Here is a 24,394-nt window from a genome sequence, read left to right as displayed (position 1 = left end):
GTCGTCCTTCAGCTTTGGGCCAAGGCGCGCTTGGCCGTCGGGTCGGTGAGGGTGCCCAGCCACGCTGCGGCAAAGGCCAAGGGTACAGTGCAGAGTGCCGGGTTGGCATAGGGGAAGGGCGCCGGCCCCAGGGCCAGCACGCCCGTCCAGACGGCCGGGCCGGTAAGGATGGCTGCCAGTGCCGCCAGAATACCCGAGAGGGCGCCCCAGCGAGCGCCGCGTGCGGTCAGGCGCTTCCAGAACAGCGTCAGTACCAGTACGGGGAAGTTGGCCGAAGCTGCCAGCGCGAACGCCAGGCCCATGAGAAAGGCGATGTTTTGGTTCTGGAACAGGGTGGACAGGGCGATGGCCATCAGGCCCAGCCCCAGCGTGGCGGCACGCGAGACCGCCAGTTCGCGTTTTTCGTCCACCCGGCCGCGACGCAGCCAGCCGGCGTACAGGTCATGGCTGACGGCGCTGGCGCCCGCCATCGTCAGCCCGGCGACCACCGCCAGGATGGTGGCAAACGCCACCGCTGACACGAATCCCTTGAGGCCCTCTCCTCCGACGAGCCCCGCCAGATGGATGGCGGCCATATTGCCCCCTCCCACCAGCTTGCCCGTCGCATCATGAAAGGCCGGCTCCGGTCCGACCAGCGCCACGGCCCCATACCCAATCACGATGTTGAGCGCAAAGAACAGCGCGACCAGAAGTGTTGCCCAGGCCGCCGACTGGCGGGCCGCGCGGGCATCGCGCACCGTGAAGAAACGCATCAGCACATGCGGTAGCCCAAGCAGACCCAAGGTCAGGCCTACCCCCAGCGACAGCACCTCGACCGGGTCGGACAGTGCCGGGCTGGGCAGGAAAAGGGCCGAGCCTGCCGGGTGTGCCGCCGCTGCGGCCTTGAATAGGGCTGCGGGCGAATGGTCGAACTGTGCCAGTACCCCCATGCCCAGCCCCAAGGCACAGGCAAACATCAGCGTGGCCTTGATCATCTGTACCCAGGTGGTGGCCAGCATGCCACCTATGCTGACATACACCACCATCAGTCCGCCCACGATCAGCACCGACAGCAGGTAGGGCAGGCCGAAGAGCAGTTCCACCAGCTTACCCGCCCCCACCATCTGCACAATCAGGTAGAACAGCGTCACTGCCAGTGCACTACCGGTGCTCGTCAGACGCAGGCGGGTGTCGTCGAAGCGGCTGGCCAGCACGTCGGCCACGGTGTAACGGCCCAGTGCGCGCAGCTTCTCGGCCAGCAGGAGCAGCAGTAGTGGCCACCCTGCCAGCGTACCCACTGCATACACCAGCGAATCGTAACCTTGGCCGAAATACATGCCGGCGGCCCCCAGGAAGGCTGCGGCCGACAGGTAGTCACCGGCCAGTGCCAGCCCGTTCTGCCAGCCCGGCACGCGGCCGCCGGCGGTGTAGAAGTCACCGGCCGAGCGCGTGCGGCGTGCCGCCCAGGCGGTAATGGAAAGCGTCATCACCACGAACAACAGAAAGAACAGCAGAGCGGGACTCATGCACGCTCTCCTGCCGGCGCGTCAGCCGGAGCCTTCAGGCAGTAGGCGAAGGTGACGGCCACACACCAGACAAACAGGCCCAGCCCCACGCACAGCGAACGGGGCCAAGGGCCGACGGTGCCGGCCAGCAGAGCGGGGGCAAAGGCCACCACACCGTAATAGAGCGCCACCGGAACCAGCAGCAGCATCACAAGAAGCAGACGGTAGGACATTGGGCATTCCGGGCAGAGCGCCCGCCGCGTGGCGGCTGGGCTCACTTTTGCCAGTAGGTTTTGACGTTAACGAACTCGTACAGACCGAACTCAGACAGCTCCCTGCCGTAGCCGGAAGCCTTCACTCCCCCAAAGGGCAGACGCAGGTCGGAGCTGGTGTGACGATTGATGAAGACGCTGCCGGCTTCCAGCCGTGCGGCCAGGTCCCAGGCGCGCTCGGTGTCGGCGCTGTAGAGCGAGGCCCCCAGTCCGAAGGGGGTATCGTTGGCCAGGCGCAGCGCATCGTCCTCGTCGCGCGCGCGCAGGATGGCCGCCACTGGGCCGAAGACTTCCTCGTGGTAGACGCGACAAGCCGGCGTGACAGCGTCCAGTACGGTGGCCGGATAGAAGAACCCGGACGAAGTCGGCATCTGCCCGCCCAGCAGCAGCCGGGCGCCGTGGGCCGTAGCATCCAGCACCTGGGCATGCAGGTGCTCGCGCAGGTCGGCGCGGGTGAGCGGGGCCAGTGTGGTGGCGGCATCGCGCGGGTCCCCTGGCACCAGCCGTCGGGCTTCTGCCAGGAACGCCTCGATGAAGGCTTCGGCCACCTCGGGCACCACGATCATGCGTTTGGCCGCATTGCAGCTCTGCCCGGCATCGCGAAAGCGTGAGTGACAGGCATCCCGGGCAGCCGCTTCCACGTCGGCATCGGCCAGCACGATGAAGGGATTGCTGCCTCCGAGTTCGAGCACGGTTTTCTTGATGTGCCGGCCCGCCAGCGAGGCGATGACGCGCCCGGTGGAGGTGGAGCCGGTGAAGGCCACCGCATCGCTCAGTCGAATGGCGTCCTCCACTTCCTCGTGAGCGATCCATGCCATTTCGAGCACGTCCAGTCCGGCCTTGCGCACACTTTCCAGAAGACGGGCACTGCTCTGGGGCACCGACGGGGCCGGCTTTACCAGGCAGGCATTGCCGGCCATCAGCGCGGGCACTGCGAAGCGCAGTACCTGCCAGACCGGGTAATTCCACGGCATCACCGCCAGTACCGTCCCGAGGGCCTCGAACGCCACGCCGCTCTTGCTGGCCTGGGTTGGAATGTCCACCGGCGCCAGGAGCTGGGGCGCCAGATCAGCGTAATAGCGGATCAGCTGCACCGATTTGTCGATTTCGGCCAAGCACTCACCGGTGAGTTTGCCCACCTCCAGCGTAACGCAGGCAGCCAGTGCTTCGCGATCGGCGGTCAGCACGTCGGCCAGCCCCATCATTCGGGTGGCACGCTCGGCCACGCTCTGGCGCGCCCAGGCTTTCTGGGCTTCGCGAAGACGCGCTGCGGTTTCGGAGAGCCGGCCGGCTGGCCAGACGGGGCGGGTGAACACCACCTCGCCGGTGGCAGGGTTGCAACTGGTAAAAGCTGTCATAGGCCGACACTCTAGCAAAAACTGGCGCAGGTCGGCAGCGCCTGCCAGGTCAGCTTGGCCGAAGCACCAAGCCGGGCACATGCGCGCGCAGCCCTTCAAGTAGCGCCGCATCAGGCCAGCCCGCCGGGGGGGGCGAGAGGGGGTGCAGCGTCGCCGGCTGACTGCGTGCCAGCTGACAGGTCCACTGGCGGATGCCAAGCGCAGCCAGCTGGCGGGCCATGCGCTCCAGCGTGGGCCCATCATGCCAGCGTGGATGCAGGGTGGTGCGTACCTCCAGCGGCGTGCCGTGGGCCAGCAGCAGCTCCAGCGCGCGACGAGCGTTTTGCCCGCTGGTGCCCTGCCCGGTCAGGCCGCCGTAGGCGTCCCACGCGGTCTTGAAGTCGAAGCCGGCCCAGTCGACCTGGGCCAGATGCGTCCTCAGCCGGTCGGGTAGGGCGCCGCCGGTGTGCAGCCCGGTTGCCAGCCCCAGGGTACGTGCAGCCTCCAGCAGGCTGCCCAGCGCTGGCTCGGTTAGCGGCTCTCCGCCTGAAAACACCACGCCGTCGAGCAGACCCTGCCGGCTGGCCAAGTGGCGGGCGACCTCGGGCCACAGGGGGCGGCCCGACCGGCGTTCCAGCAGATGCGGGTTGTGACAATAGCCGCAACGCCAGGGGCAGCCGGCCAGAAATACCGTCGCGACCAGTTGTCCAGGCCAGTCGCAGGCGGAGAAGGGCACGAAACCGCCAATGCGGGCCTGTTCAGCCGGTGCAGCGTTCATCGAACCAGGTACGCTCGGCAAACTCCCCCTGTTTGCCAGTATTGAATGACGCTACCGGGCGGTGGTAGCCCATCACCCGGGTCCAGACTTCGCAGCGTGTGCGCTCGTGGTCGGCCAGCGTCGGGCTGGAGGTAGACGGATGGGACGGTGGGACGGACATGACGGTTCTCCTGAGTGAAGAGGTTGGGATTCAGGCCGCGGCCTGGCGTTTTTTCTCGATCAGCAGGGCATCGCATTTGGGGCAGAAGTCATGGCGCCCGCTCAGGTAGCCATGCACCGGGCAGACCGAGAAGGTGGGGGTAACGGTGATGTAGGGCAGACGGAAGCGTTCCAAGGCACGGCGCACCAGCCGGCGGCAGGCTTCGGCGCTCGAGACCGCCTCGGACATGTACAGGTGCAGCACCGTGCCACCGGTGTACTTGCGCTGCAGGGTCTCCTGCCGTGCCAAGGCTTCGAAGGGGTCGTCGGTGAAGCCCACGGGCAGCTGGCTGGAGTTGGTGTAGTAAGGCTGCTCCGCACTGCCTGCCTGCAGGATGCCGGGATAACGCTTACGGTCTTCGCGGGCAAAGCGGTAGGTTGTGCCTTCGGCCGGTGTGGCTTCCAGGTTGTACAGGTGGCCGGTTTCCTCCTGAAAGGCCACCAGTCGCGCACGGATGTGGTCTAGGTACCGGCAGGCAAACGTATGGCCCTGGGCATGGGTGATGTCCCACCGGTCTGCGCTGAAGTTGCGCAGCATCTCGTTGATGCCGTTCACGCCCAGGGTGGAGAAGTGGTTGCGTAGACTGCCAAGGAAGTGCCGGGTGTAGGGGTAGAGTCCGCCGTCGATGTGTTTCTGCACTTCGGTGCGGCGTTTTTCCAGAATGTCCCGGCCCAGGGCCAGCAGGCGGTCGGTTTCGGCCAGCAAACCCGCTTCGTCGCCGGCAAAGCGGTGCCCCAGTCGCGCGCAGTTGAGCGTGACCACCCCCACCGAGCCGGTCTGCTCGGCACTGCCGAAGAGTCCGTTGCCCCGCTTGACGAGTTCGCGCAGGTCCAGCTGCAGGCGGCAGCACATGCTGCGCACCATGTGGGGTTCGAGATCAGAGTTCACGAAGTTCTGGAAGTACGGCAGCCCGTAGCGGGCCGTCATCTCGAACAGCAGATCGGTGTTCTCGCCGTGCCAGTCGAAGTCGCGCGTGATGTTGTAAGTGGGGATGGGGAAGGTAAAGGCGCGACCCCGGGCATCGCCTTCCAGCATCACCTCGATGTAGGCGCGGTTGATCAGCGCCATCTCCGCAGCGCAGTCGCCATAGGTGAAGGGCATTTCCTCGCCGCCGATCACCGGAATCTGCGTGGCTACATCCGGCGGGCACACCCAGTCGAACGTCAGGTTGGTGAAGGGCGTTTGCGTGCCCCATCGGCTGGGGACGTTGAGGTTATGGATCAGTTCCTGAACGCACTGCTTCACCTGGGCATACGCAAGACCGTCCTTCTTCACGAACGGTGCCAGATAGGTGTCGAAGCTGGAAAAGGCTTGGGCCCCCGCCCATTCGTTCTGCAGCGTGCCGAGGAAGTTGACGATCTGTCCGCAGGCGCTGGAGAGATGCCGGGGGGCTGCGGACTCCACCTGCCCGGGAATGCCGTTGAACCCTGTCTGCAGCAGCGTGCGCAGCGACCAGCCGGCGCAATAACCGGAAAGCATGTCCAGATCGTGGATGTGCAGGTCTCCCTGACGATGCGCAATCGCGGCTTCGGCCGGGAAGACCCGGGTCAGCCAATACTCGGCCGTCAGTTTGCCTGCAGCATTGAGGATCAGGCCGCCCAAGCTATAGCCCTGGTTGGCATTGGCCCGCACCCGCCAGTCTTCCCGGCTCAGGTATTCCTCTAGCGTGCTGACGGCATCGACTGCCGCGACGGGGCGGCTATACGGTTTTTCTTCCATGATATGGTGCCTGTTTGTTTTTCTGGCACTATATATGGTGTCTGTTGAGCCGGGTGAGTCAGCACAGGAAAGCTTGATGCAAATCAGGCGGTGCCGTGCCGGACAAGAAAAACCCCGCCAGCGGCGGGGTGTAGGGCGCGGGCGGGTGTGGCCTCAGGCCAGGTCCAGCGGTTTCTCGCCCGTCATGAAGTAGTGGATGGTCTCCCGCACGCTGCGCATCGCCGGGCCGAAGGGCAGGGGATCCGCACCGCGGAAGAACAGGCCCTTGCTCGTCTCGCCCCGGAAGGCCGCCGACAGCTTGAGGTCGATGCAGAACTGGCCTACCTTGGCCAGGCCATCGCGCAGTCCGCATACCGACAGGCAGTTCAGCCCCTGCGTGCAGCGTGCCGGATCGGCCTTGGCATTGGCTTGCAGCTTGGACTCGCGCTTGAGGTAGCTTTTCAGAAACGGCGTCAGTACGCCGCGAGCGGGCAGACCGGCTACGCTCATGAACTCGACGATGTCCTCCGGACGGGCTTCGGCCAAGGTACGCTTGAAGTTCTCGTGCGCGTCGCCCTCACGGGTGACAGCGAAGGCGGTGCCGATCTGCACGGCCGAAGCACCGAACTCGGTAAGGTAGGTCTTCACCTTCTCGAAGGTATTCACGCCACCGGCGACGATGAGCGGGATCTTTTCCCGTTCCAGCCCCAGCGATTTGAACACATCGAAGGTTTCCTCCAGTACCCGCCGGAAATCGAACTTGCTGTCACCCAGGTCTTCGATACGGGCAGCGCCCAGATGGCCACCGGCGTGATTCGGATGTTCGATCACGATGGCGTCCGGCAGGCGGTTCTTCTTCATCCAGCGCTTGAGCACGATGCTGATGCCGCGCGACTCGGACAGGATAGGAATCAGCGCCACGCCGGGGTGGTCGGCCGTCATCTCGGGCAGGTCCAGCGGCAGGCCCGCGCCCATGACGACGGCGTGAGCGCCCGATTCGCAGGCTTGGCGCACCAGCGCAGCATGAGAATCCACCGCTTTCATCACATTGACGGCGACCAAGCCGTTGCCGTGGGCATTTTCCAGCGCGCCCTTCACCTCGCGGTCCAGGGCGATCAGGTTGAGGCGGTTCAGGTCGTCCTGACCGCGAGCATGTTCGGACTCGGCCATCAGGTCTTCGTGCAGATGACGCAGGTCGACGCTGGCCACTGTGCCGACGGCTCCGGTGGCAGCCACGGCGCCGGCAAGGCGCTTGGCAGAGATGCCGACCCCCATGCCGCCCTGCACGATAGGCAGGAGAGTGCGGCCGCGGATGGTCAGCGGGGAAAACTGGGATAGGGTGGTCATACAGGTGGGGGTCTTCGAGTAAAACACCTATTTTCGGCACCCTGAACCGAAACGTTGTTGACCTGAGTCAACAACGGGCAAATTCGCCTGTGCTTTAAAGAGGCGGCTCTTCTAGGCGGACTCAGCATTTCTACAGCTGCTGTGGCAAAAATGCATGGCTAAACGCCATTGGCATATGACATAGATTAAACCTGTACCAGATTCGGCTACCGCGCTTTAAGATAATGCTGTACCCTTTTTTAAGTTTTTCTTTCTAATATCAGTGCCCTCTGGCTCCGGCCCAAGGGCCATCCGCTCGACTCTGTATGGATACTTTGAAAGCCTTGATGGTGTTCCTCACCACGGCCGAGAACGGCAGCTTTTCCGATGCTGCCCGGAAGCTGGGGGTGTCGCCCGCCGCAATCAGCCAGAGCATTGCCCGTCTGGAGCAGGAACTGGAAGTGCGCCTCTTCAACCGCACCACGCGCCAGCTGACGCTGACCGAGGACGGCCGGCGCTTTTATGCCCAGTGCCGGGGGCCGGTCAACAACCTGGACACCGCCATCAGCCAGCTCAAGGCCAGCCGTGACGAGCCGGCAGGCCACCTGCGGGTGAGCATGCCCAACTCCTTCGGCCGACGTTTCATCCTGCCGCTGATGGATGAGTTCTGCTCGCTCTACCCCAAGGTGCGCATCTTCTTCGGCCTGGACGATCACTTCAGCGACCTGATCGAGGATGGCTACGACGTAGGCATCCGTGTGGGTATGATGCCCGACAGTCGCATGGTGGCGCGCCATCTGGCCCAGATCCCGCTGTATGTGGTGGCTTCGCCCGAGTACTGGGACCGGCATGGGCGGCCGACCGTGCCGGAGGATCTGACCGCCCACGACTGCATCAACTTTCAGTTTCCCACCTCAGGCCGGCTGTTCAAGTGGGAATTCGACAAGGACGGCGAGCGTACACCGGTGGACGTTCAGGGCACCTACACCCTCAACGAGATGGAGGCGGTGTGCGAGCTGGCACGCCTTGGCATGGGCGTGGCGCAGCTGCCCGGCCATGAGGTGATGCCCTACATTCGCCGTGGCGAACTGGAAGCAGTGCTGACCCAGTATGTATCGTTGGAGCGCTCGATCTACATCTGTTTCCCCCACCGGGAGCATGTGGCGCCCCGCACCCGCGTGTTCGTGGACTTCATCACCGAGCGCCTGGCCCATCATCCGGACATCATGGCCGATCTGCCGGGGCTGGATTTGGCTTCCAAACGGCTGGCGGCCCAGCCTGCACTCGCCTGAGCCCGGCTGCCCCGACACATCCGCCCGGCCGCGTGCCGGGTTTTTCATGGGCAAAGTTGTCTAAAAAATTAAACGTGTGTAGTGTAAGTGTCCATAATCATATGAATAACGACCCTTGCCCGCACCTATGGCCCGAGGAGAGAGAACATGCACTACCCATCCGAACATGCCCCGTCATATTACGCCGCCACCCGTCATCCCTCCCCGCCGCGCCCGCCCCTGAAAGGTGCGCATGTTGCGGACGTGTGCGTGGTCGGCGGGGGCTTCACCGGCCTGTCGGTGGCGCTGTCACTGGCAGAGCGCGGCTTTTCGGTCATCCTCCTGGAAGCAGTGATGGTGGGTTGGGGAGCCTCCGGACGCAACGGCGGCCAGATCGTCAACAGCTACAGCCGGGATATGGACGTGATCGAAGCCCGCCACGGCCGGACCGCAGCCGAGGCACTCGGCGGCATGGCCTTCGAGGGCAGTCGCATCATCCGCGAGCGCATCCAGCAGTATGGGATTGACTGCGATTTCAAGGAAGGCAACGTCTTTGCCGCACTGACGGGCAAGCAACTGGCCGAACTGGAGCACAAGAAGGCCCTGTGGGAGCGCTTCGGACACACTGCGCTGGAGATGGTGGACGCGGCCGGCATGCCGCGCATCGTCGACAGCAAACGCTATGTCGGTGCGCTTCTGGACCACTGGGGTGGCCATATCCATCCGCTCAACCTGGCGCTGGGCGAGGCGGCAGCGTTCGAAAGCCGTGGCGGACGCATCCACGAGCACTCGCCGGTGGTGCGGGTGGAGCAGGGTGACCCTGCAGTGGTGCATACCGCCGAAGGCTCGGTCAAGGCGCGCTTTGTCGTGATGGCCGGCAACGCCTATCTGGGGAGCCTGATTCCGGCCTTGGCGGAAAAGACGCTGCCCTGCGGCACTCAGGTGATTACCACCGAGCGGCTGGATCCGGCGCTGGCGCGCAGTCTGCTGCCCACCGACCACTGCATCGAGGACTGCAACTACCTACTCGACTATTACCGGCTCACTGCGGACCACCGCCTGCTCTATGGGGGTGGCACGGTGTACGGGGCACGCGACCCCGGCCAGATCGAATCCCTGATCCGGCCGAAGATGCTCAAGACCTTTCCGCAGCTGGCGCATGCGCGCATCGAGTTTGCCTGGACAGGCAACTTTTCGCTGACCCTGACCCGCCTGCCGCAAGCGGGCCGGATCGGCGCCAACCTTTACTACTCACAAGGCTGCAGTGGCCACGGCGTGACCTACACCCATCTGGCGGGGCGCCTGATGGCCGAAGCCATCGACAACCAGGCCGGCCGCTTCGATGCTTTCGCGGCCCTGCCACATTACGACTTCCCGGGCGGGCGTACCTTCCGGGTGCCGATGCTGACGATGGGGGCGTGGTGGTACGGGATGCGTGACCGTCTGGGTATCTGAAGGGAAGGAAAGAAAACCGGACGCCGGCAATTGCCGGCGTTTTTCATGCGTCCTCGACCCGGGCATCCGAGTCGCAGCCGCGGCCGGCACCAATGCGCTGCAGCAGCCAGCGATGGCCAGCGTGGCGGGGGCCTTCCGACGGGATCAGACCACAGCGGGCCTTACCATCCGGCTGCCAGCGCAGCAGACGGCAAGGGCCGTAACGTCTGAGACTGAGGAGCATGCCCAGCGGGCAAGGCTCGGCCGCGCAGCAGACGCCGCAGCCATTGCAGGGTTGGCCGAAGGCAGGCTTGGCGGGCGCCTGGCGGTGGAGATGGACCGTCTGGTACATGGCGGGCGGAGTGGGGGCGAGCGGTCATTCTACGGTAGATCGCTACGCCATGGCAGCGCCGGTCGCGCAGCCGGCCTGCGCCACGCTCACGCTGCCATGAACCGGGCGAGCGGGGTGCTGCTCCAGTCCACGCTGTCGAGCAGGTTCTTGACCACCAGCCCAAGCTCGGTGTCACCTTCGATCACCAGCTTGCGGTTGAAGAACAGCGTGTCCGGGTCTTCCTCGCGCAGCATCATACGCATGAAGTCGGCAAGGTTGGCCGAAAAGCGCAGGTCGGCACTGCCGCTGCCGGCAGTGGTAAAACCGCGGGCGTCGGCGGCAAACCGCAGCGTCAGCCCCGCATCGCGCACTTCCACTTCGAAGGTGTGCCCGGCAAGCAGGCTCATGTCGGCAGGCAGTACGCCCCGCCGTACCAGCTGGTTGAGCCCCTGGACCAGTACCCAGGCTGGCGGGGTGGCCGGCAGGCGACGGGCAATGTGCGCCAGCGCGGAAGGAACGGTGAATTCCGGAATCTGCATGTCAAACCTCCAGGGCGGCGATGCCGGCCATGCCGCGCCAATAGCCGTCCACCAGCGGGCCGGTGGTAAAGCCGGGCAGTGCGGACAATGAGTCGACCGGGCTGAGCCGGCCTGCCACAACGTCTGCAAAGGCGGCCACAACCTGGGCCGTGCCTTGCGACTGCGGGCTGATGCGCACGCCGGTCACCCCCATGGCCGTCATGTCGCTCAGGTGGGGCAGTAGCGCCTGACAGCCGTCGGACATCGTCTGGATGCCGTTGATGGTGAGGAAGCCCTGCGCCTCGCGGGTGGCCAGCGTCAGCCCGTCCGGGTGTTCCAGACACCGGAACTGGCAATCGTCCTTGTTGAGATGGTAATGCCGGGCTGTAAAGCAGCGCGCCGAGAAGGCGAGCGGCAGGCGGCCCCAGGCGAATACTTCGGTCTCGATGTCGGGGTTGGCCGAAAGGATGGTACCCAACACGTCGGCGGGCATTTCCACGGGCGGCACCCAGCGCCATGCCCCCAGCCGCTTCATCAGCGCCAGCGTCTCGCTGTTGTAGACATTGAGGTGGGGGCCAGCCACAAAGGGCAGTCCGGCGGAATGGGCCAGCCGTGCGGCACCAAGGTCGTTGGCCTCGATCCGCACCCGGCCGTTTTCCACCAGACGCCGCAGCCGCTTGAGATCCGATTCGCTTTCCAGCAGGGCCTGGCACGACAGCACCACTTCCTTGCCGGTATCGGCCAGGTCATGCGCGAGGGCAATCCAGTCCTGCGTACGCAGCTGCTGGCGGCGCGAACACACCACCTCGCCCAGATAGAAGGTATCCACCAGCCAGCCGGCGGCTTCGGCGTAGAAATCAAACACGCTCTGGCGCGGCCAGAAATAAAGAATGGGGCCGAGCGCGAGCTTGAGGGGGAGCTGAGTCATGCGGTGTCCAGTCGTGCGGAGGGCGGCCGGTCCGCCCGGTCCGGTCATTTCCAGGGGCGGCTGTAGGCGCCCAGCGTCTGCTGCTGTCCTTCGGCCACCTTGGATAGCGCCTGCTGCCAGGCCGGCTTGACCGAGAATCGCAGGTGTTCGCGCCCCGCTGCATCCAGTGCTTCGCGCAGCGTGCGCGTCACCTGCGCCACATAGGCCGGACTGCGCTGGCGGCCTTCTACCTTGATGGCAGCCACGCCGATGGCCAGGATGTCCGGCAGCATCTCGATGACGTTGAGGCTGGTTGGCTCCTCGAGTGCATAGTCGGTCACGCCGTTGACCTCGAAGCGGCCCTTGCACAGGGTAGGGTAGCCGGCTGGCTCGTCCCGGCCATACTGGTCGATCAGGATGCCGCCCAAGCGGGCGTTGAGGTGCTGTTTGCCATGTTCCCAGCGTACATGCTTGGCCGGCGAACAGACACCATGAGTATTGGGGGATTCGCCGGTGGCGTAGCTAGAGAGCAGGCAGCGCCCCTCCACCATCACGCACAGGCTGCCGAAACCGAAGACCTCGATCTCCACGTCGGTGTGGTCGATCACATGCTTGACCTGGTCGAGCGTCAGCACTCGCGGCAGCACCGCGCGTCGCACGCCGAAGAGGTCGCGTGCCAGGTTGATGGCTTCGTAGTTGGTGGCCGACCCCTGCACCGACAGGTGCAGGCGCAGCGACGGGTGACGGCGGCAGGCGTAATCCATCAGGCCCAGATCGGCCAGGATGACCGCATCCACACCCAGATCGGCGGCTTCGTCCACGGCCCGCTGCCAGCGGCTGATGTCGTGTCCCTGGGCGTAGGTGTTGATGGCCATCAGCACCTTGCGGCCGCGTTCGTGCGCATAGCGGATGCCCATACGGGCGGTGCTGTCGTCAAAGTTGAGCCCGGCGAAGTTGCGGGCATTGGTCTCGTTTTTCAGGCCGAAGTAAACGGTATCGGCCCCGTTGTCGACCGCGGCCTTGAGGGCGGGCAGGCTGCCGGCCGGGCAGACGAGTTCGGGTAATCGGGCCATCGTGTCGCTCGGTTGAACGGAAAACCGCGCAACACTAGCAGAGCCGGCCCGACCACAAATTGCCCTGCATCAAGCCTTGTGCAGCGCCGTCCTCAGAAGGGCCAGACTAGCTTGGTCTTGGCTACCACCACGATGTACATCACGGTGCCGAGCGCCGCGGCAAAGGCGGTGGCGCGCACGGCTGGCGTACGGCCTCGGCGCAGCGCCAGGGTGCCGAAGCCCACGTAGAAGAAGAGGGCAATGATCTTGGCCATCAGCCACGGCTGGGAGAGCGGGCTGTAGTGCATCAGCACCGCCACGCTCACACCCAGCGCCAGCAGGAATGTGTCGATCACGTGCGGCAGGATACGTACCGGTCGTGCCTGCAGCCAGGCCGGCCGCAGCAGCATCATGCCGCCACGGGCGAAGAAGAACAGGATGGAGAGGTAGGCAAACCCTGCATGGGCATGCTTGAGGGCAAGATACATGGCATCGTTCCGTTTCATGTAAGAAGCATGCCGGCGCATGGGGCCGGCGCGGCTGCTAATGGTACACTGGCTTTCGTCTGTCGCCCCCTATGGCCGCCATGCTGCATCTTTACGAATCCAACCGGCTCGAGGCGCTGGCCATCGTGCTGGCCAATACCCTCAACGACCCGCCGCTGGCGGATCCGTTCCGCCCGGAAACCGTCATCGTGCAGAGCCAAGGCATGGGCCGCTGGCTGACGCTCGAGCTGGCACGGCATACCGGCATCGCTGCCCATCTGGACTACGTGTTGCCGGCTTCGTTCGCTTGGCGGCTGATGCGGGAGGTGCTCGGGCACTTGCCCGAACGCTCGCGCTTTGCGCCCGAGATCATGAGCTGGCGGCTGATGGCGATGCTGCCAGGGCTGACCGAACCGCCTTTCGAGCCGCTGCAGCGCTATCTGGAAGGGGGCGAGGCGGCCGCCTTCGAGCTGGCGGGGAAGGTGGCGGACGTCTTCGACCAGTATCTGGTGTTCCGGCCGGACTGGATCCGTGCGTGGGAGGCGGGAGAGCAGTTGGGCCTGGGTCCCGACGAAGCCTGGCAGGCCGCTCTGTGGCAGCGCCTGGCGCAGCAGGACCCCGGCACACACCGCGTTCGGCTCTTCGATCATCTGCTTGCCCGGCTGGGCAGCGCGCGGCTGCCGGAACGCATCAGCGTGTTTGGCATCGCCAGCCTGGCGCCGATGTATCTGCATCTCCTGCAACGTCTGGCCACGCATACCGAGGTCGGCGTCTTCCTTCTCAATCCCAGCCGCGAATACTGGGGCAACATCGTCGATGCGCGTGGCCAGCTCAAGCTGTTCCAAGGCGGCCTGGAGGAAGATGAGGCCCTGCCGGATCATCCGCTGCTCGCCTCGCTGGGCAAGCAGGGGCGTGACTTCTTCGATCAGGTGGCCGAGGAGCTGCCGCATACCCATCCCTTTTTCATCGAGCCCGGGCATGACCGCCTGCTGGCCCGGCTGCAGCGCGACATCCTTGATCTGTCCTCGCCGGCCAGCCGGGCCTGCCCACTGGCGCAGGATGACGGCTCGATCGAGATCCACGCCACCCATGGACCCATGCGCGAACTGGAGGTCCTCAAGGACCGCCTCCTGGCACTGTTCGCTGACGACCGCACGCTCACCCCGGCCGACGTGGCAGTGCTGACCCCGGACATCAACGCCTATGCACCCTATGTCGATGCGGTCTTCGGCCAACGTGAGGACGCGCCGAACGTCCCTTATTCGATCGCCGACCGGCGGGTGGAGCGGGAAGAGCCGCTGCTGACTACCTTTTCCGCTGTGTTGGCGCTGGCCGACTCGCGGTTTGCCGCAGACGCTGTGCTGGGGCTGCTGGACTGTCCGGCGCTGCTGGCGCGGTTCAACCTTGCCGAGACCGACGTGCCTTTCATCCATGCCTGGGTGCGTGAGGCCGGCATCCGTTGGGGGCGTGATGCCCGCCACAAGGCGACGCTGGGCCTGCCGGGCGATGCCCGCTTCACCTGGCGCTGGGGGCTGGACCGCCTGCTGCTGGGCACGGTGCTGCCCGCCGGCATGGCTGGCCAAGGCTCGCCGCTCTTCGGCACGCTGATGCCTGCAGGCGGTGCCGACGGGCAGATGGCAGACATCCTGGCACGGTTCGCCGCACTCTTCGCCACCTTGGAGCGCCTGGCGGACACCTGGGCCGAGCCAGCCTCGCCCCGAACCTGGGGAGAGCGCTTCATCGAGGCGGCTGACGCACTCTTCTGGGTGGACGATGCCGGCGAGGCAGCGCTGGATGTGATCCGTCGCGCAGCAGTGTGCCTGACGGAGGACACGGCCTTGGCCGGCTTCAACGCGCCGGTGCCGCTGGCGGTGGCACGCGACTGGTTCGATTGCCGGCTGGCCAGCGCCTCCTCGGCCGGTTTCCTGACCGGAGGCGTCACCTTCTGTGCCATGGTACCGATGCGGTCGATCCCCTTTCGCGTCATCTGCCTGATCGGCATGAACGACGGTGCCTACCCGCGCGATGAACGTCCGGTCAGCTTCGACCTGGTGGCGCGGCACCCGCGGCGGGGCGATCGCTCGCGCCGCTTCGACGACCGCTACCTGTTTTTGGAGGCCCTGCTGTCGGCGCGCGAGCGGCTTTACCTGTCCTATGTAGGCCTGTCGGCCCGCACCAACGAACCATTGCCGCCCTCGCCGCTGGTCTCCGAGCTGATCGACACCCTGCACCTGATGACACATACCGCCGATGCTCCGCTCAGTCGTGAGGCGTTGGTGGCGCGGCTGGTGACCCGTCATCCACTGCAGCCCTTTTCGCCCGAATGCTACCGGGCGGACCTGCCGGGTGGTGCCAGCTTCGAGCCGAGCTATGCCACCGCGCTGGCAAGCGGTCCTGTTCAGCCACGGCCTTTCGGCCAACCTCTTGAGGACCTGGCCCTGCCGGAGGTGGTACATCTGTCGGATTTCGTACGCTTCTGGCGCAATCCGGTGCGCGCCTGGTTGCGTGACCGGCTGGGGCTGCGCCTGAGCGACAGCGAGGAGGATGTGCCGGTACGCGAGCCTTTTGCGCTCGCGGGAGAAAGCCGCTTCGCCGTGCGGCAGCCGGTGCTGGAGGCCATCCTGACGCGGCGGCCGATGGCCGCGGTGCGTGCCCAGCTGGCCGCCGAAGGCGTGATTCCTCCCGCCGAACTGGGCACCGCCTGGCTCGAGGATGAGGAAAGGAGAGTGCGCCAGTGGGCCGTGGTGCTGCCGCCGGAGCTGGCCACGCCGGCACTGCCGCCGCAGCCGGTTCGGCTGGACGTGGCCGGGCTGACCCTGGCCGGAGCGCTTAACGACCTGCGGCCTGGGGGGCTGATGCGTGCCCTGCCGCGCCGCGCGCGTGCCGGCGAGCTAATCGACCTGTGGCTGTCGCATCTGGTGCTGTGCGCGGTGCGGCCTGCCGGGGTGGACCCGGTCAGTCGCTACTTCAGCGAGGACCTGATCCTGCACCTGCAGCCGGTGGAGGATCCCCTGTCCCTGCTGGCGCCCTGGGCGGAAGCCTGGCAGGCCGGGCAACGTGCGCCGCTTCCTTTCTTCGCACGCACCAGTCTTGCTTGGGCGCGGGCCTGGACGCGCGAACCCGAGGCGCCCGCTGCGGCGCTGGCCGCAGCCCTCAAGGAGTGGGCACCGTCCTTCTCCGGCAATGGCAAGGTGCCGCAGCGGGATGAGCCCGCCATTGCTCTCGCCTTCCGCCATGCAGACCCGCTGGCCGATCCGGCCTTTGCCGAGCTTGCGCGCTCGCTGCTGGTGCCCTTGGCTGAGCGGATCGAAATCGCACGCCCAGGAGACGAAGCATGAGCACCGCCCTGCCGCTGGATGCGCTGGCCTGCCCGCTGACCGGTGTCAACCTGATCGAGGCTTCGGCCGGGACCGGCAAGACCTGGACGATTGCCGCCCTGTTCACGCGACTGCTGCTCGAAAGCCGGGACGGCCTGCCGCCGCCAACCGTGGACCAGGTGCTGGTGGTGACCTACACCAAGGCGGCCACCGCCGAGCTGCGCGACCGGCTGCGTGCACGGCTGAGCCAGATGGCGCGCGTGTTCGAGGGCGAGCCCGCGGGGGATCCTTTCCTGGCTGCACTGGCGGCACGCTTTCCGGAAGGCCCTGCCCGACGCGATGCGCGGCGCCGCCTGAAGGCCGCACTGAGCGGTTTCGATGCGGCTGCCATTTATACGATTCACGGCTTTTGCCAGCGGGTGCTGACCGATGCCGCGTTCGAATCGGGTCAAACCTTCACCGCTGAACTGGTATCGGACGACATCGAACGCCTTACCGAGGTGGTGGACGACTTCTGGCGCCGCGAGGTGGTACCCGATCCGGTGCTCTCGCGGGTGCTGGCGGAAAATCAGGAAACGCCGGACGTATGGCTAAGAGAGATCCGTCCTTACCTCTCCAAACCCTACCTGCAGGCCCGCCGTCCAGAGAGCGAGGCGCTGCACACCGCCCGGGCAGCGGTCGAGGCAGCCTGGCAGGCACTCTCCGCCACCCCGGCGGCGCTGTTCGAGGGACTGGAACGGATGGAAGGCGCAGGCACGCTCAAGGGCAACATTTATACCGCTTCCGGCATGGTCCGGTTGCGACGCTTGCTGACACGGCTTCTGCAGACGCCGGGGCGCCTGCCGGTGCTCGATGGGGAGGCGCGCAAGCTGCTGGGTCGTCTCACGCCGGCCGAGCTGGTGCGTGGCACCAAGAAGGGTGGCGAGCCGCCGACGCACCCGGTCTTTGCGGCCGTGGACGCCTGGCTGGCGGCGTGGGATGTCTACCTGCGCGAGGTGGTGCATCACCTCGCCGGCCTGAAAATCGACCTGATCGAATGGGTAAACGCGGAGCTGGCCCGACGCCGCCAGCGTGAGCGTACCCGCAGCTTCGACGACCTGCTCACCGATCTGGCGCGGGCGCTGGCCGACCCCGCCACCGGGCCGATGCTGGCGGCGCACATGGCGCGCAGCTTCCATGTTGCCCTGATCGACGAATTCCAGGATACCGACCCGGTACAGTACGCCATCTTCCGGGATGGCTTCGTGCATCAGGGGCGGCCGGTGTTTCTGGTGGGCGACCCCAAGCAGGCTATCTACAGCTTCCGCGGGGCCGATATCTTTGCTTATCTCGATGCCCGGCGCGATGCCCAGCACCACTACACGCTGGACACCAACCGGCGCTCGCAGCCGGAACTGGTCCGCCTCGTGAACCGCCTGTTCGCCCGGCCCCTGCCCTTTGTGCTGTCCGGTATCGACTATCAGCCGGTCAAGGCCAGTCCCGCCAGCGGCGAAACCCTGGTGGTGGACGATGACCGCTGTGCCGTATCGTTTCAGTGGCTGCCCGTGACCAGCGCCAAAGGGCACGCCCGGCTGGCCGCTACCGACCTGGCTGCCGAGGGTGCGGCACACGAGATCGCTCGGCTGCTGCGGCTGTCCGCCGAGGGCGGGGCGCGCATCGAAGGCCCGGGCGGCAGCCGGCCCCTGAACGGCGGAGACATCGCCGTGCTGGTGGCCACCCACAGTCAGGGCGACCGTATCCGGCAGGCGCTGTCCGTCCGGGGTGTGGCCAGCGTAGCGCTGACACAGGAGAGCGTGTTCGCCAGTCGCGAAGCCGGCGAACTCCTGGCATTGCTGCGGGCTTGGGCCGAGCCGGCCTCGGAATCGCGGCTGCGGGCGGCGTTAGCCACCGAGCTGGGTGGCTTCGACGCGCGCCAGCTGACGACGCTGGTCAACGATGATACCGCCTGGGAAGAACGCCTTTCGGCCAACCATGCGGACCATGCCCGCTGGCAGGCGCGCGGTTTCATGGCAGCCTGGCGTGCTTACTTCGCCCGTGAACAGCTGGCGGCACGGTTGCTGCCGCTGCCGGATGGCGAACGGCGCCTGACCAACCTCGCGCATCTGGCCGAGCTGATCCAGAACGAGAGCGAGCATCGGCCAGGCATCGCTCCGCTTCTGGCATGGTTCGAAGGCCGAGTGGCCGACCCGCCTCAGGGCGAGGACGCCGTGCTGCGGCTGGAGAGTGACGCGGCGCTGGTACAGATCGTCACCGTGCATGCTTCCAAGGGACTGGAGTACCCTCTGGTGTTCTGTCCTTTCCTATGGGATGGCCGCCTCGAGCGGCGCGACACCGCCTTCTGGCGCTATCGTGAGGCCGACACCGCCTGGCTGACGCCCGCCCCGCTGGCGGACGAGCGGGTGCAACTGCTGTCGCGCAGCGAGATCCTGGCCGAGAAGCTGCGCCTGCTCTACGTGGCACTCACCCGGGCACGATTCAGGCAGTACATCGCCTGGGGGCATGTGCAGGGTATGGAGACCGCGGCGCTTGCCTGGCTGCTCCATGGCGAAGGCATCAACACGCTGGAGGCACTGGAAAAGCGCACGCTGGACGCCGGTTGTGTCGAGGCCGACCTGGAGCGTTTCCTGGGCGACGCCCATGACTGTGCCGGCAGGCTGGCACTGCAGACGGCGGTCGAGCCGGTGCCGCGCTCTCTGCTGGATGCGCGTACCCTGTCCGCGCGGCGCTTCGAGCGCGCGCTGTACACTCCGTGGCGGGTGGCCAGCTTCACCTCGCTGACCCGCAGCGGTCATCTGCCGGCACCGTTGGCCGAAGCCCCGGACCACGATGCCGCGGTGGTAGCGGCGGTGACCGAGCCCGTCGCCGCCGATGGCGCGCCCTTGGTGCCGGACCGTTTTGCCTTTCCGCGCGGTGCCCGGGCGGGCACCTGCCTGCATGCTATCTTCGAGCGCATCGATTTCACCGACCCGCCGCAGCGGCACCGCGAGGTGGTGCGCGAGCAGCTGGCGCGTCACGGTTTTGACGCCCGCTGGGAAGACGCCGCCTGCGACATGGTGGCACGCACGCTGGCTGTTCCGCTGTCGGACACCGGGGCCTGCCTCGGGCAGGTGGCGGCCACAGCGCGGCTGATCGAGCTGGAATTTACGCTGCCGGTGGGCCGTCTGGATGTGGCTGCGCTGGTGCGCATACTGTCCCGGCCGGAGAGTGGGCTTGCGGCGCCCTTGCGCCGGGCTGCGGCGGCACTCGACTTTTCCACGGTGCGTGGCTACCTCAAGGGTTTCATCGACCTGGTCTGCCGCATCGACGGGCGCTTCTATCTGGTGGACTACAAGTCCAACCATCTTGGCAATCAGCCCACAGACTACAGCTCCGACCGCCTGGCCGATGCCGTGGCCAGTGCGCATTACTATCTGCAGTACCTGCTTTACACGGTAGCGCTGCGGCGCTACCTGAGCGCACGCGGCCTGGACTTTGCCGCGGTGTTCGGCGGGGTGCGCTACCTGTTCCTGCGCGGCGTGTCATCGACGGGCGAGGGCGTGTGGGCGGACCTGCCCGCGCCGGACCTGCTCGATGCCATCGACGCCTGCCTGGGTGGCCAGGCCTGACAACGAGAAAAGAAGGGAGAAGCCATGTTCGAATCGGCAGAAATCGGTCACAGCATTGACAAGGAAACCTACCGCAAGGCGGTACCGCCACTGCGCGAGGCCTTACTGGATGCGCAGTACGAACTCAAGCAGAAGCCGGACTTTCCGGTGCTGATCCTCATCCACGGCTTCGATGGGGCCGGTCGGGGCGAGACGATGAACCTGCTCAACGCATGGCTGGATCCGCGTCTGGTGCGGGCGGTGGCGTTCGGCGACATCAACGATGAGGCACGCGAGCGTCCCTGGATGTGGCGGTACTGGCGTGAACTGCCGCAGAAGGGCCGCATTGGCATGTTCTTCGGCTCGTACTATTCGGACGTGCTGTTCAGCCGGGTGTACGGCGAAACCGAGCGCAACGACTTCGATGCACGCATCCACGACATCCTTCGTCTGGAGCGCATGTTGGCCAACGACGGCGTGCTGATCCTGAAGTTCTGGTTCCACCTCTCGCGCGAAGGGCAGAAGAAGCGGCTCAAGGCGCTGGAAAAGGATTCGGCCAACGCTTGGCGCGTGACCGAGAAGGACTGGCAGCACTACGAGCTCTACGACAAGATCCGCAAGAATGCCGAGCACATGATGCGTCTGACCAACACCGCCTTCTCGCCGTGGATCGTGGTGGATGGCAGCGATGCGCATTACCGCAGCCTGGCCGTGGGCAAGGCCCTTCTGGAGGCGATCCGCAACCGGCAGGCGCGCGACCATGTCTTCGTGGCGCGCAGCGACACCCCGCTGCTGGCGCGGCCGATCGACGAGAAGCTGCTGCTCGACACCTTGACGCTGGACCAGACGGTGGACAAGGAACACTACCGGACCGAGCTGGACCGGCTGCAGGGGCGGCTCAACGGTCTGACGCGCGACCCGCGCTTCGCGCAGCGTTCGTTGGTGTTGGTGTTCGAGGGCAACGATGCGGCGGGCAAGGGCGGCGCCATCCGTCGCATCACCCAAGCGCTGGACGTCCGCCGCTACCGTATCGTGCCGGTGGCGGCCCCCACCGAGGAGGAGCGCGCCCAGCCTTGGCTGTGGCGGTTCTGGCGCCATGTGCCGGGCAAGGGCAAGGTGGCCATCTTCGACCGCTCCTGGTACGGGCGGGTGTTGGTAGAGCGGGTGGAAGGCTTCGCCAGCGAGGGCGACTGGATGCGGGCCTATTACGAGATCAACGACTTCGAGCATCAGTTGGTGGAAAACGGGGCCATCGTGGTCAAGTTCTGGCTGGCCATCAGCAAGGACGAGCAGCTGCAGCGCTTCAAGCTGCGCGAGGAAACCGGCTTCAAGCGCTTCAAGATCACCGAGGAGGACTGGCGCAATCGCGAGAAGTGGGAGGACTACAAGCTGGCGGTGTGCGACATGATCGACCGAACCAGCACCTCCGCGGTACCGTGGACGATGGTGGAGGCCAACAACAAGCACTATGCGCGGCTCAAGATCCTGGCCACGGTCTGCAATGCACTGGAAGCCCGGCTGGAGGCGGGCGCATGAGCACCCCTCCGGTGCCCAGCCTGGCCGATGCACTGGCCGAACTTGCCCTGCGGCTGGACCCGGCAGTGTCTGACACGGTGCTTGCCGTGCTGCATGAGCTGGTGGCCGCCAGCCAGGCCGGCCATGTCTGCCTGCCGTTTGCCCATCGCCCGGAGCGGCCAGCGCTGCGCGCTTCGCCGCTTGTCTGCCGGCCGGGCGGCTATGCCCCCCTGGTACTCGACGAGGCCGGCCGGCTGTATCTGGCCCGGCACTGGTACGACGAGGCAAGGTTGGCCGAAAGACTGGCCCAGCTCGCCCGCCACCAGTGGCCGGTGAATGAGGCTGCCCTCATTCCTCTTCTGGACGCGCTCTTCCCGCAGGCCTCGCCGCAGCCACAGCCCGACCGTCAGAAACTGGCCGCCGCGCTGGCCGCCCGCCAGCGCCTGTTGATCCTTTCTGGCGGCCCAGGCACTGGCAAGACCACCACCGTGGTGCGCCTGATGGCGGTGCTGGCCTCGCTGTCGTCGCGGCCGCTGGTCATGGCCATGGCTGCACCCACCGGCAAGGCGGCCGCTCGTCTCAGCGAGTCGGTCTCGGCCGCCCGCGACCGGCTGCCGGTCAGCGACAGCGTGCGCCGTAGCCTGCCTGCCACGGCCCAGACTCTGCACCGACTGATCGGTCTGTTTCCGGGCGCCGGACGTCCGCGGCACCACGCGGGCAACCCGCTGCCGGTTGATGTGCTGGTGATCGACGAAGCCTCGATGATCGACCTCTCCCTGATGGCGCGCACCCTCGATGCCCTGCCGGCGCATGCCCGGCTGATCCTGCTCGGGGACCGCGACCAGCTGGCCTCGGTGGAAGCAGGGGCCGTGCTGGGCGACCTGTGCCAGCGTGTCGCTTTCCGCCCGGAAACACTGGCCTGGCTGGAGCGGGTGGCCGGACCGCTGCCCGCGCTCGACGCTACCGACACCGGGCGACTGACCGATGCAGTCATGCTGCTGACGCACAGTCACCGTTTCGCTGCCGGCAGCGGCATCGGCGAGATGGCGCGTCGGGTCAACGAGGGCGATGGCGCCGGTGTGCTCGACCTGTTGGTCCATCCCCCGGGGGATGACATCGGCTGGGAGCGCGCCGTGCCGCTCGAGGTGGCCTGGCAGGCGCACGCACCATACTGGGCGGCGCTCGCGCAGGGCACCGATCCGGCGGCTCTGGCCCAGGCTTTGTCGCGGTTCATGGTGCTGGCGGCCGAGCGGCGTGAGGTGGCTGCCTTCAATCGGGCCATCGAGGCGCGGCTGGAGGGCGACGGACACAAGCGGACCGACAGCGATCATTACCCTGGTCGACCGGTCATGATCACCGAAAATGACTATGGCGTCGGCCTGTTCAATGGTGACATCGGCTTCGTGGTGCAGCGCCCCGAAGGGCTGCGCGTCGCCTTTGCGGACGGCCCTGCCTGGCGCGAGATTGCCCCGGGTCGTCTGCCAGCGCACGAGACGGTCTTTGCCATGACGGTGCACAAGAGTCAGGGCTCGGAGTTCGATGCCGTTTTGCTGGTGCTGCCGGAAACGGCTGGGGCGCAACTCGACCGGGCGCTTGTCTATACCGCGCTCACCCGGGCACGTCGTCACTTCCGCGTTTTGGGGGCGCCCGAGGTGCTGCGTGCTGCGATCGAGAGTCGCCCGGCACGTTTTTCAGGGCTTGCGGACCGGCTTGCCTGAGGCGGTACGCCCACCCGTTGCCGTCGATGGGCAAACCGTGGCAAACCCCTTAAGATGGCGCCTTCGCAAAAAACCGCGACAGGAACACCGCAATGAGTATCGACGCCGTGGTGCAGTATCTGGCGAAGGTGAGCGGCTATGACCGCGCAGCCTTCACGCCGCTTTCCATTCGGGGCCAAACGCTCGGCCTGGTCAACGCCACCTGGCGCGCGCGTCTCCTGGCCGACCCGGCAGGGCTGTTCCAAGAGACCCCGGACGGCCTGGCCTGTACCGCAGGGGGTGACTACGCCACACTCAGCCGTACCCTGCATGAGATGGCCGTGGGCTGGCGGGACGCCGGCTGGCTTAATGGCTGGCGCAACGAGAACTTCACCGCCTTCGGAGCAGACGGCACGCCGCTTTTCGAACTGGAGCGGGCTGCCTTCCGGCCGCTGGGCCTGCTGAGTCGTGCGGTGCATCTCAACGGCCTGACCCGGGCGGGGGACGGGTCGGTGCGCATGTGGGTGGGCCGCCGCAGTCCTGACAAGGCGGTGGATCCAAACCGCATGGACAACCTCATGGGCGGGGGCATCGCAGCCGGCGAAACGCTGGAGGTGGCGCTGGAGCGCGAAGGGTGGGAGGAGGCCGGCATTCCCGCCGAGCGGCTGGAACTGCTCCAGCCCGTCGGCCGCATCCTGGCGCAGCGGCCTGTGCAGCGCGGCCTGCACCGCGAATGGCTGTACGTATTCGATCTATGGCTGCAGGCGCACGAACGGCCGGCCAACCAAGATGGCGAAGTGGCCGAGCACGTCTGCCTGACGCTGCCGGAAGTGGAGGCCCTGATCGTGGAAGAGCGCTTCATGATCGATGCCGCGCTCGTCACCATCGACTGCCTGTGCCGCCTGAATTATTGGGGCGAGGCCGGGGATCGCATCCGCAGTGCGCTGGCGCCGCTGATGGCCCCCGCAGCGCTGGCCGACACGGCTGGCGGCGTTTGACCTTTATCAAGGCTGCGGGGGCGCGAACGGCTAGAATCCGTCGTGTCTGCCGGAGGGCCCGGGAAGGCTTCCCCCGCGCATCCGCCCGGCAGACGGTCGTTTCGCCTGCGTCATTGCTCTAGCCTTCAGACCGGCCCCTGCCGGTCTGTTTTCTTTTTGGCGCACGCGGCATTGATATCGCGCATGCCAGG

17 protein-coding genes and 1 pseudogene are annotated in these 24,394 nt (G+C 66.3%); 7 read left to right on the top strand and 11 right to left on the bottom strand.

What is annotated here, in order from left to right:
• Positions 1 to 8 precede the first annotated feature (8 nt).
• From EV669_RS07025 to EV669_RS06995, 6 genes and pseudogenes are all read right to left on the bottom strand, one after another.
• Complete coding sequence (locus tag EV669_RS07025) at positions 9 to 1,505, bottom strand: sodium:solute symporter family transporter (RefSeq protein ID WP_132098250.1); 1,497 nt, start codon at positions 1,503 to 1,505, stop codon at positions 9 to 11.
• Complete coding sequence (locus EV669_RS07020; protein ID WP_054286543.1) at positions 1,502 to 1,717, bottom strand: DUF485 domain-containing protein; 216 nt, start codon at positions 1,715 to 1,717, stop codon at positions 1,502 to 1,504. The genes EV669_RS07025 and EV669_RS07020 overlap by 4 nt, the downstream gene beginning before the upstream one ends.
• 41 nt (positions 1,718 to 1,758) lie before the next feature.
• The gene (locus tag EV669_RS07015; RefSeq protein WP_055433262.1) at positions 1,759 to 3,114 is read right to left on the bottom strand and encodes an aldehyde dehydrogenase family protein; all 1,356 of its coding nucleotides are present in this window, start codon (positions 3,112 to 3,114) and stop codon (positions 1,759 to 1,761) included.
• Between the two features lie 49 nt (positions 3,115 to 3,163).
• Positions 3,164 to 3,871: an anaerobic ribonucleoside-triphosphate reductase activating protein gene (locus tag EV669_RS07010; protein WP_132098249.1), complete on the bottom strand. Its 708-nt coding sequence runs from the start codon at positions 3,869 to 3,871 to the stop codon at positions 3,164 to 3,166.
• Positions 3,852 to 5,789 (bottom strand): annotated as a pseudogene (locus tag EV669_RS07000) (ribonucleoside triphosphate reductase). The gene EV669_RS07010 and the pseudogene EV669_RS07000 overlap by 20 nt, the downstream one beginning before the upstream one ends.
• 153 nt (positions 5,790 to 5,942) lie before the next feature.
• Positions 5,943 to 7,115, bottom strand: coding sequence for an NAD(P)H-dependent flavin oxidoreductase (locus EV669_RS06995; protein ID WP_132098247.1), 1,173 nt, complete (start codon positions 7,113 to 7,115; stop codon positions 5,943 to 5,945).
• A gap of 305 nt (positions 7,116 to 7,420) precedes the next feature.
• Here EV669_RS06995 and EV669_RS06990 point away from each other — a divergent pair, with 305 nt between their 5' ends.
• Together EV669_RS06990 and EV669_RS06985 are read left to right on the top strand one after the other, a co-directional pair.
• The gene (locus EV669_RS06990; protein ID WP_054286538.1) at positions 7,421 to 8,386 is read left to right on the top strand and encodes a LysR family transcriptional regulator; all 966 of its coding nucleotides are present in this window, start codon (positions 7,421 to 7,423) and stop codon (positions 8,384 to 8,386) included.
• Positions 8,387 to 8,533: 147 nt separating this feature from the next.
• Complete coding sequence (locus tag EV669_RS06985) at positions 8,534 to 9,820, top strand: NAD(P)/FAD-dependent oxidoreductase (protein WP_132098246.1); 1,287 nt, start codon at positions 8,534 to 8,536, stop codon at positions 9,818 to 9,820.
• Between the two features lie 43 nt (positions 9,821 to 9,863).
• Here EV669_RS06985 and EV669_RS06980 read toward each other — a convergent pair whose 3' ends face one another.
• The 5 genes from EV669_RS06980 to EV669_RS06960 all read right to left on the bottom strand — a co-directional run bounded on the left by EV669_RS06980 (position 9,864) and on the right by EV669_RS06960 (position 13,095).
• On the bottom strand, positions 9,864 to 10,151 hold the full coding sequence (locus tag EV669_RS06980; protein ID WP_054286536.1) for a hypothetical protein: 288 nt from the start codon (positions 10,149 to 10,151) through the stop codon (positions 9,864 to 9,866).
• Between the two features lie 86 nt (positions 10,152 to 10,237).
• Positions 10,238 to 10,669 carry a ubiquinone anaerobic biosynthesis accessory factor UbiT gene (gene ubiT, locus EV669_RS06975; protein ID WP_054286535.1) on the bottom strand — a complete coding sequence of 144 codons (432 nt, stop codon included), beginning with the start codon at positions 10,667 to 10,669 and terminating at the stop codon, positions 10,238 to 10,240.
• 1 nt (position 10,670) lies between these two features.
• Positions 10,671 to 11,576 carry a U32 family peptidase gene (locus tag EV669_RS06970; protein ID WP_054286568.1) on the bottom strand — a complete coding sequence of 302 codons (906 nt, stop codon included), beginning with the start codon at positions 11,574 to 11,576 and terminating at the stop codon, positions 10,671 to 10,673.
• A gap of 44 nt (positions 11,577 to 11,620) precedes the next feature.
• Positions 11,621 to 12,628: a ubiquinone anaerobic biosynthesis protein UbiU gene (ubiU, locus tag EV669_RS06965; protein ID WP_054286534.1), complete on the bottom strand. Its 1,008-nt coding sequence runs from the start codon at positions 12,626 to 12,628 to the stop codon at positions 11,621 to 11,623.
• Between the two features lie 92 nt (positions 12,629 to 12,720).
• The gene (locus tag EV669_RS06960) at positions 12,721 to 13,095 is read right to left on the bottom strand and encodes a SirB2 family protein (protein ID WP_132098403.1); all 375 of its coding nucleotides are present in this window, start codon (positions 13,093 to 13,095) and stop codon (positions 12,721 to 12,723) included.
• Between the two features lie 98 nt (positions 13,096 to 13,193).
• Here EV669_RS06960 and recC point away from each other — a divergent pair, with 98 nt between their 5' ends.
• From recC to EV669_RS06935, 5 genes are all read left to right on the top strand, one after another.
• The gene (gene recC / locus EV669_RS06955; RefSeq protein ID WP_132098245.1) at positions 13,194 to 16,430 is read left to right on the top strand and encodes an exodeoxyribonuclease V subunit gamma; all 3,237 of its coding nucleotides are present in this window, start codon (positions 13,194 to 13,196) and stop codon (positions 16,428 to 16,430) included.
• Complete coding sequence (gene recB / locus EV669_RS06950; RefSeq protein WP_132098244.1) at positions 16,427 to 20,014, top strand: exodeoxyribonuclease V subunit beta; 3,588 nt, start codon at positions 16,427 to 16,429, stop codon at positions 20,012 to 20,014. Before recC ends, recB begins: the two co-directional genes overlap by 4 nt.
• 24 nt (positions 20,015 to 20,038) lie before the next feature.
• Positions 20,039 to 21,529 carry a polyphosphate:AMP phosphotransferase gene (pap, locus tag EV669_RS06945; protein WP_055433257.1) on the top strand — a complete coding sequence of 497 codons (1,491 nt, stop codon included), beginning with the start codon at positions 20,039 to 20,041 and terminating at the stop codon, positions 21,527 to 21,529.
• Complete coding sequence (recD, locus tag EV669_RS06940) at positions 21,526 to 23,226, top strand: exodeoxyribonuclease V subunit alpha (protein ID WP_132098243.1); 1,701 nt, start codon at positions 21,526 to 21,528, stop codon at positions 23,224 to 23,226. Before pap ends, recD begins: the two co-directional genes overlap by 4 nt.
• 92 nt (positions 23,227 to 23,318) lie before the next feature.
• Positions 23,319 to 24,203, top strand: coding sequence for an NUDIX hydrolase (locus EV669_RS06935; RefSeq protein ID WP_054286529.1), 885 nt, complete (start codon positions 23,319 to 23,321; stop codon positions 24,201 to 24,203).
• The last annotated feature ends 191 nt before the right edge of the window (positions 24,204 to 24,394 follow it).

It is taken from the genome of Gulbenkiania mobilis (assembly GCA_004346645.1).
In the GTDB taxonomy this organism is placed as follows: domain Bacteria; phylum Pseudomonadota; class Gammaproteobacteria; order Burkholderiales; family Chromobacteriaceae; genus Gulbenkiania; species Gulbenkiania mobilis.
The sequence above is the reverse complement of the archived record's forward strand: the minus strand, read 5'-3'. Positions and strand labels throughout refer to the sequence as shown.

Bases quoted from the DNA above. Each gene is read 5' to 3' on its own strand.
- EV669_RS07025 (WP_132098250.1), bottom strand. From the start codon at position 1,505: ATGAGTCCCGCTCTGCTGTTCTTTCTGTTGTTCGTGGTGATGACGCTT.
- EV669_RS07020 (WP_054286543.1), bottom strand. From the start codon at position 1,717: ATGTCCTACCGTCTGCTTCTTGTGATGCTGCTGCTGGTTCCGGTGGCG.
- EV669_RS07015 (WP_055433262.1), bottom strand. From the start codon at position 3,114: ATGACAGCTTTTACCAGTTGCAACCCTGCCACCGGCGAGGTGGTGTTC.
- EV669_RS07010 (WP_132098249.1), bottom strand. From the start codon at position 3,871: ATGAACGCTGCACCGGCTGAACAGGCCCGCATTGGCGGTTTCGTGCCC.
- EV669_RS06995 (WP_132098247.1), bottom strand. From the start codon at position 7,115: ATGACCACCCTATCCCAGTTTTCCCCGCTGACCATCCGCGGCCGCACT.
- EV669_RS06990 (WP_054286538.1), top strand. From the start codon at position 7,421: ATGGATACTTTGAAAGCCTTGATGGTGTTCCTCACCACGGCCGAGAAC.
- EV669_RS06985 (WP_132098246.1), top strand. From the start codon at position 8,534: ATGCACTACCCATCCGAACATGCCCCGTCATATTACGCCGCCACCCGT.
- EV669_RS06980 (WP_054286536.1), bottom strand. From the start codon at position 10,151: ATGTACCAGACGGTCCATCTCCACCGCCAGGCGCCCGCCAAGCCTGCC.
- ubiT (WP_054286535.1), bottom strand. From the start codon at position 10,669: ATGCAGATTCCGGAATTCACCGTTCCTTCCGCGCTGGCGCACATTGCC.
- EV669_RS06970 (WP_054286568.1), bottom strand. From the start codon at position 11,576: ATGACTCAGCTCCCCCTCAAGCTCGCGCTCGGCCCCATTCTTTATTTC.
- ubiU (WP_054286534.1), bottom strand. From the start codon at position 12,628: ATGGCCCGATTACCCGAACTCGTCTGCCCGGCCGGCAGCCTGCCCGCC.
- EV669_RS06960 (WP_132098403.1), bottom strand. From the start codon at position 13,095: ATGTATCTTGCCCTCAAGCATGCCCATGCAGGGTTTGCCTACCTCTCC.
- recC (WP_132098245.1), top strand. From the start codon at position 13,194: ATGCTGCATCTTTACGAATCCAACCGGCTCGAGGCGCTGGCCATCGTG.
- recB (WP_132098244.1), top strand. From the start codon at position 16,427: ATGAGCACCGCCCTGCCGCTGGATGCGCTGGCCTGCCCGCTGACCGGT.
- pap (WP_055433257.1), top strand. From the start codon at position 20,039: ATGTTCGAATCGGCAGAAATCGGTCACAGCATTGACAAGGAAACCTAC.
- recD (WP_132098243.1), top strand. From the start codon at position 21,526: ATGAGCACCCCTCCGGTGCCCAGCCTGGCCGATGCACTGGCCGAACTT.
- EV669_RS06935 (WP_054286529.1), top strand. From the start codon at position 23,319: ATGAGTATCGACGCCGTGGTGCAGTATCTGGCGAAGGTGAGCGGCTAT.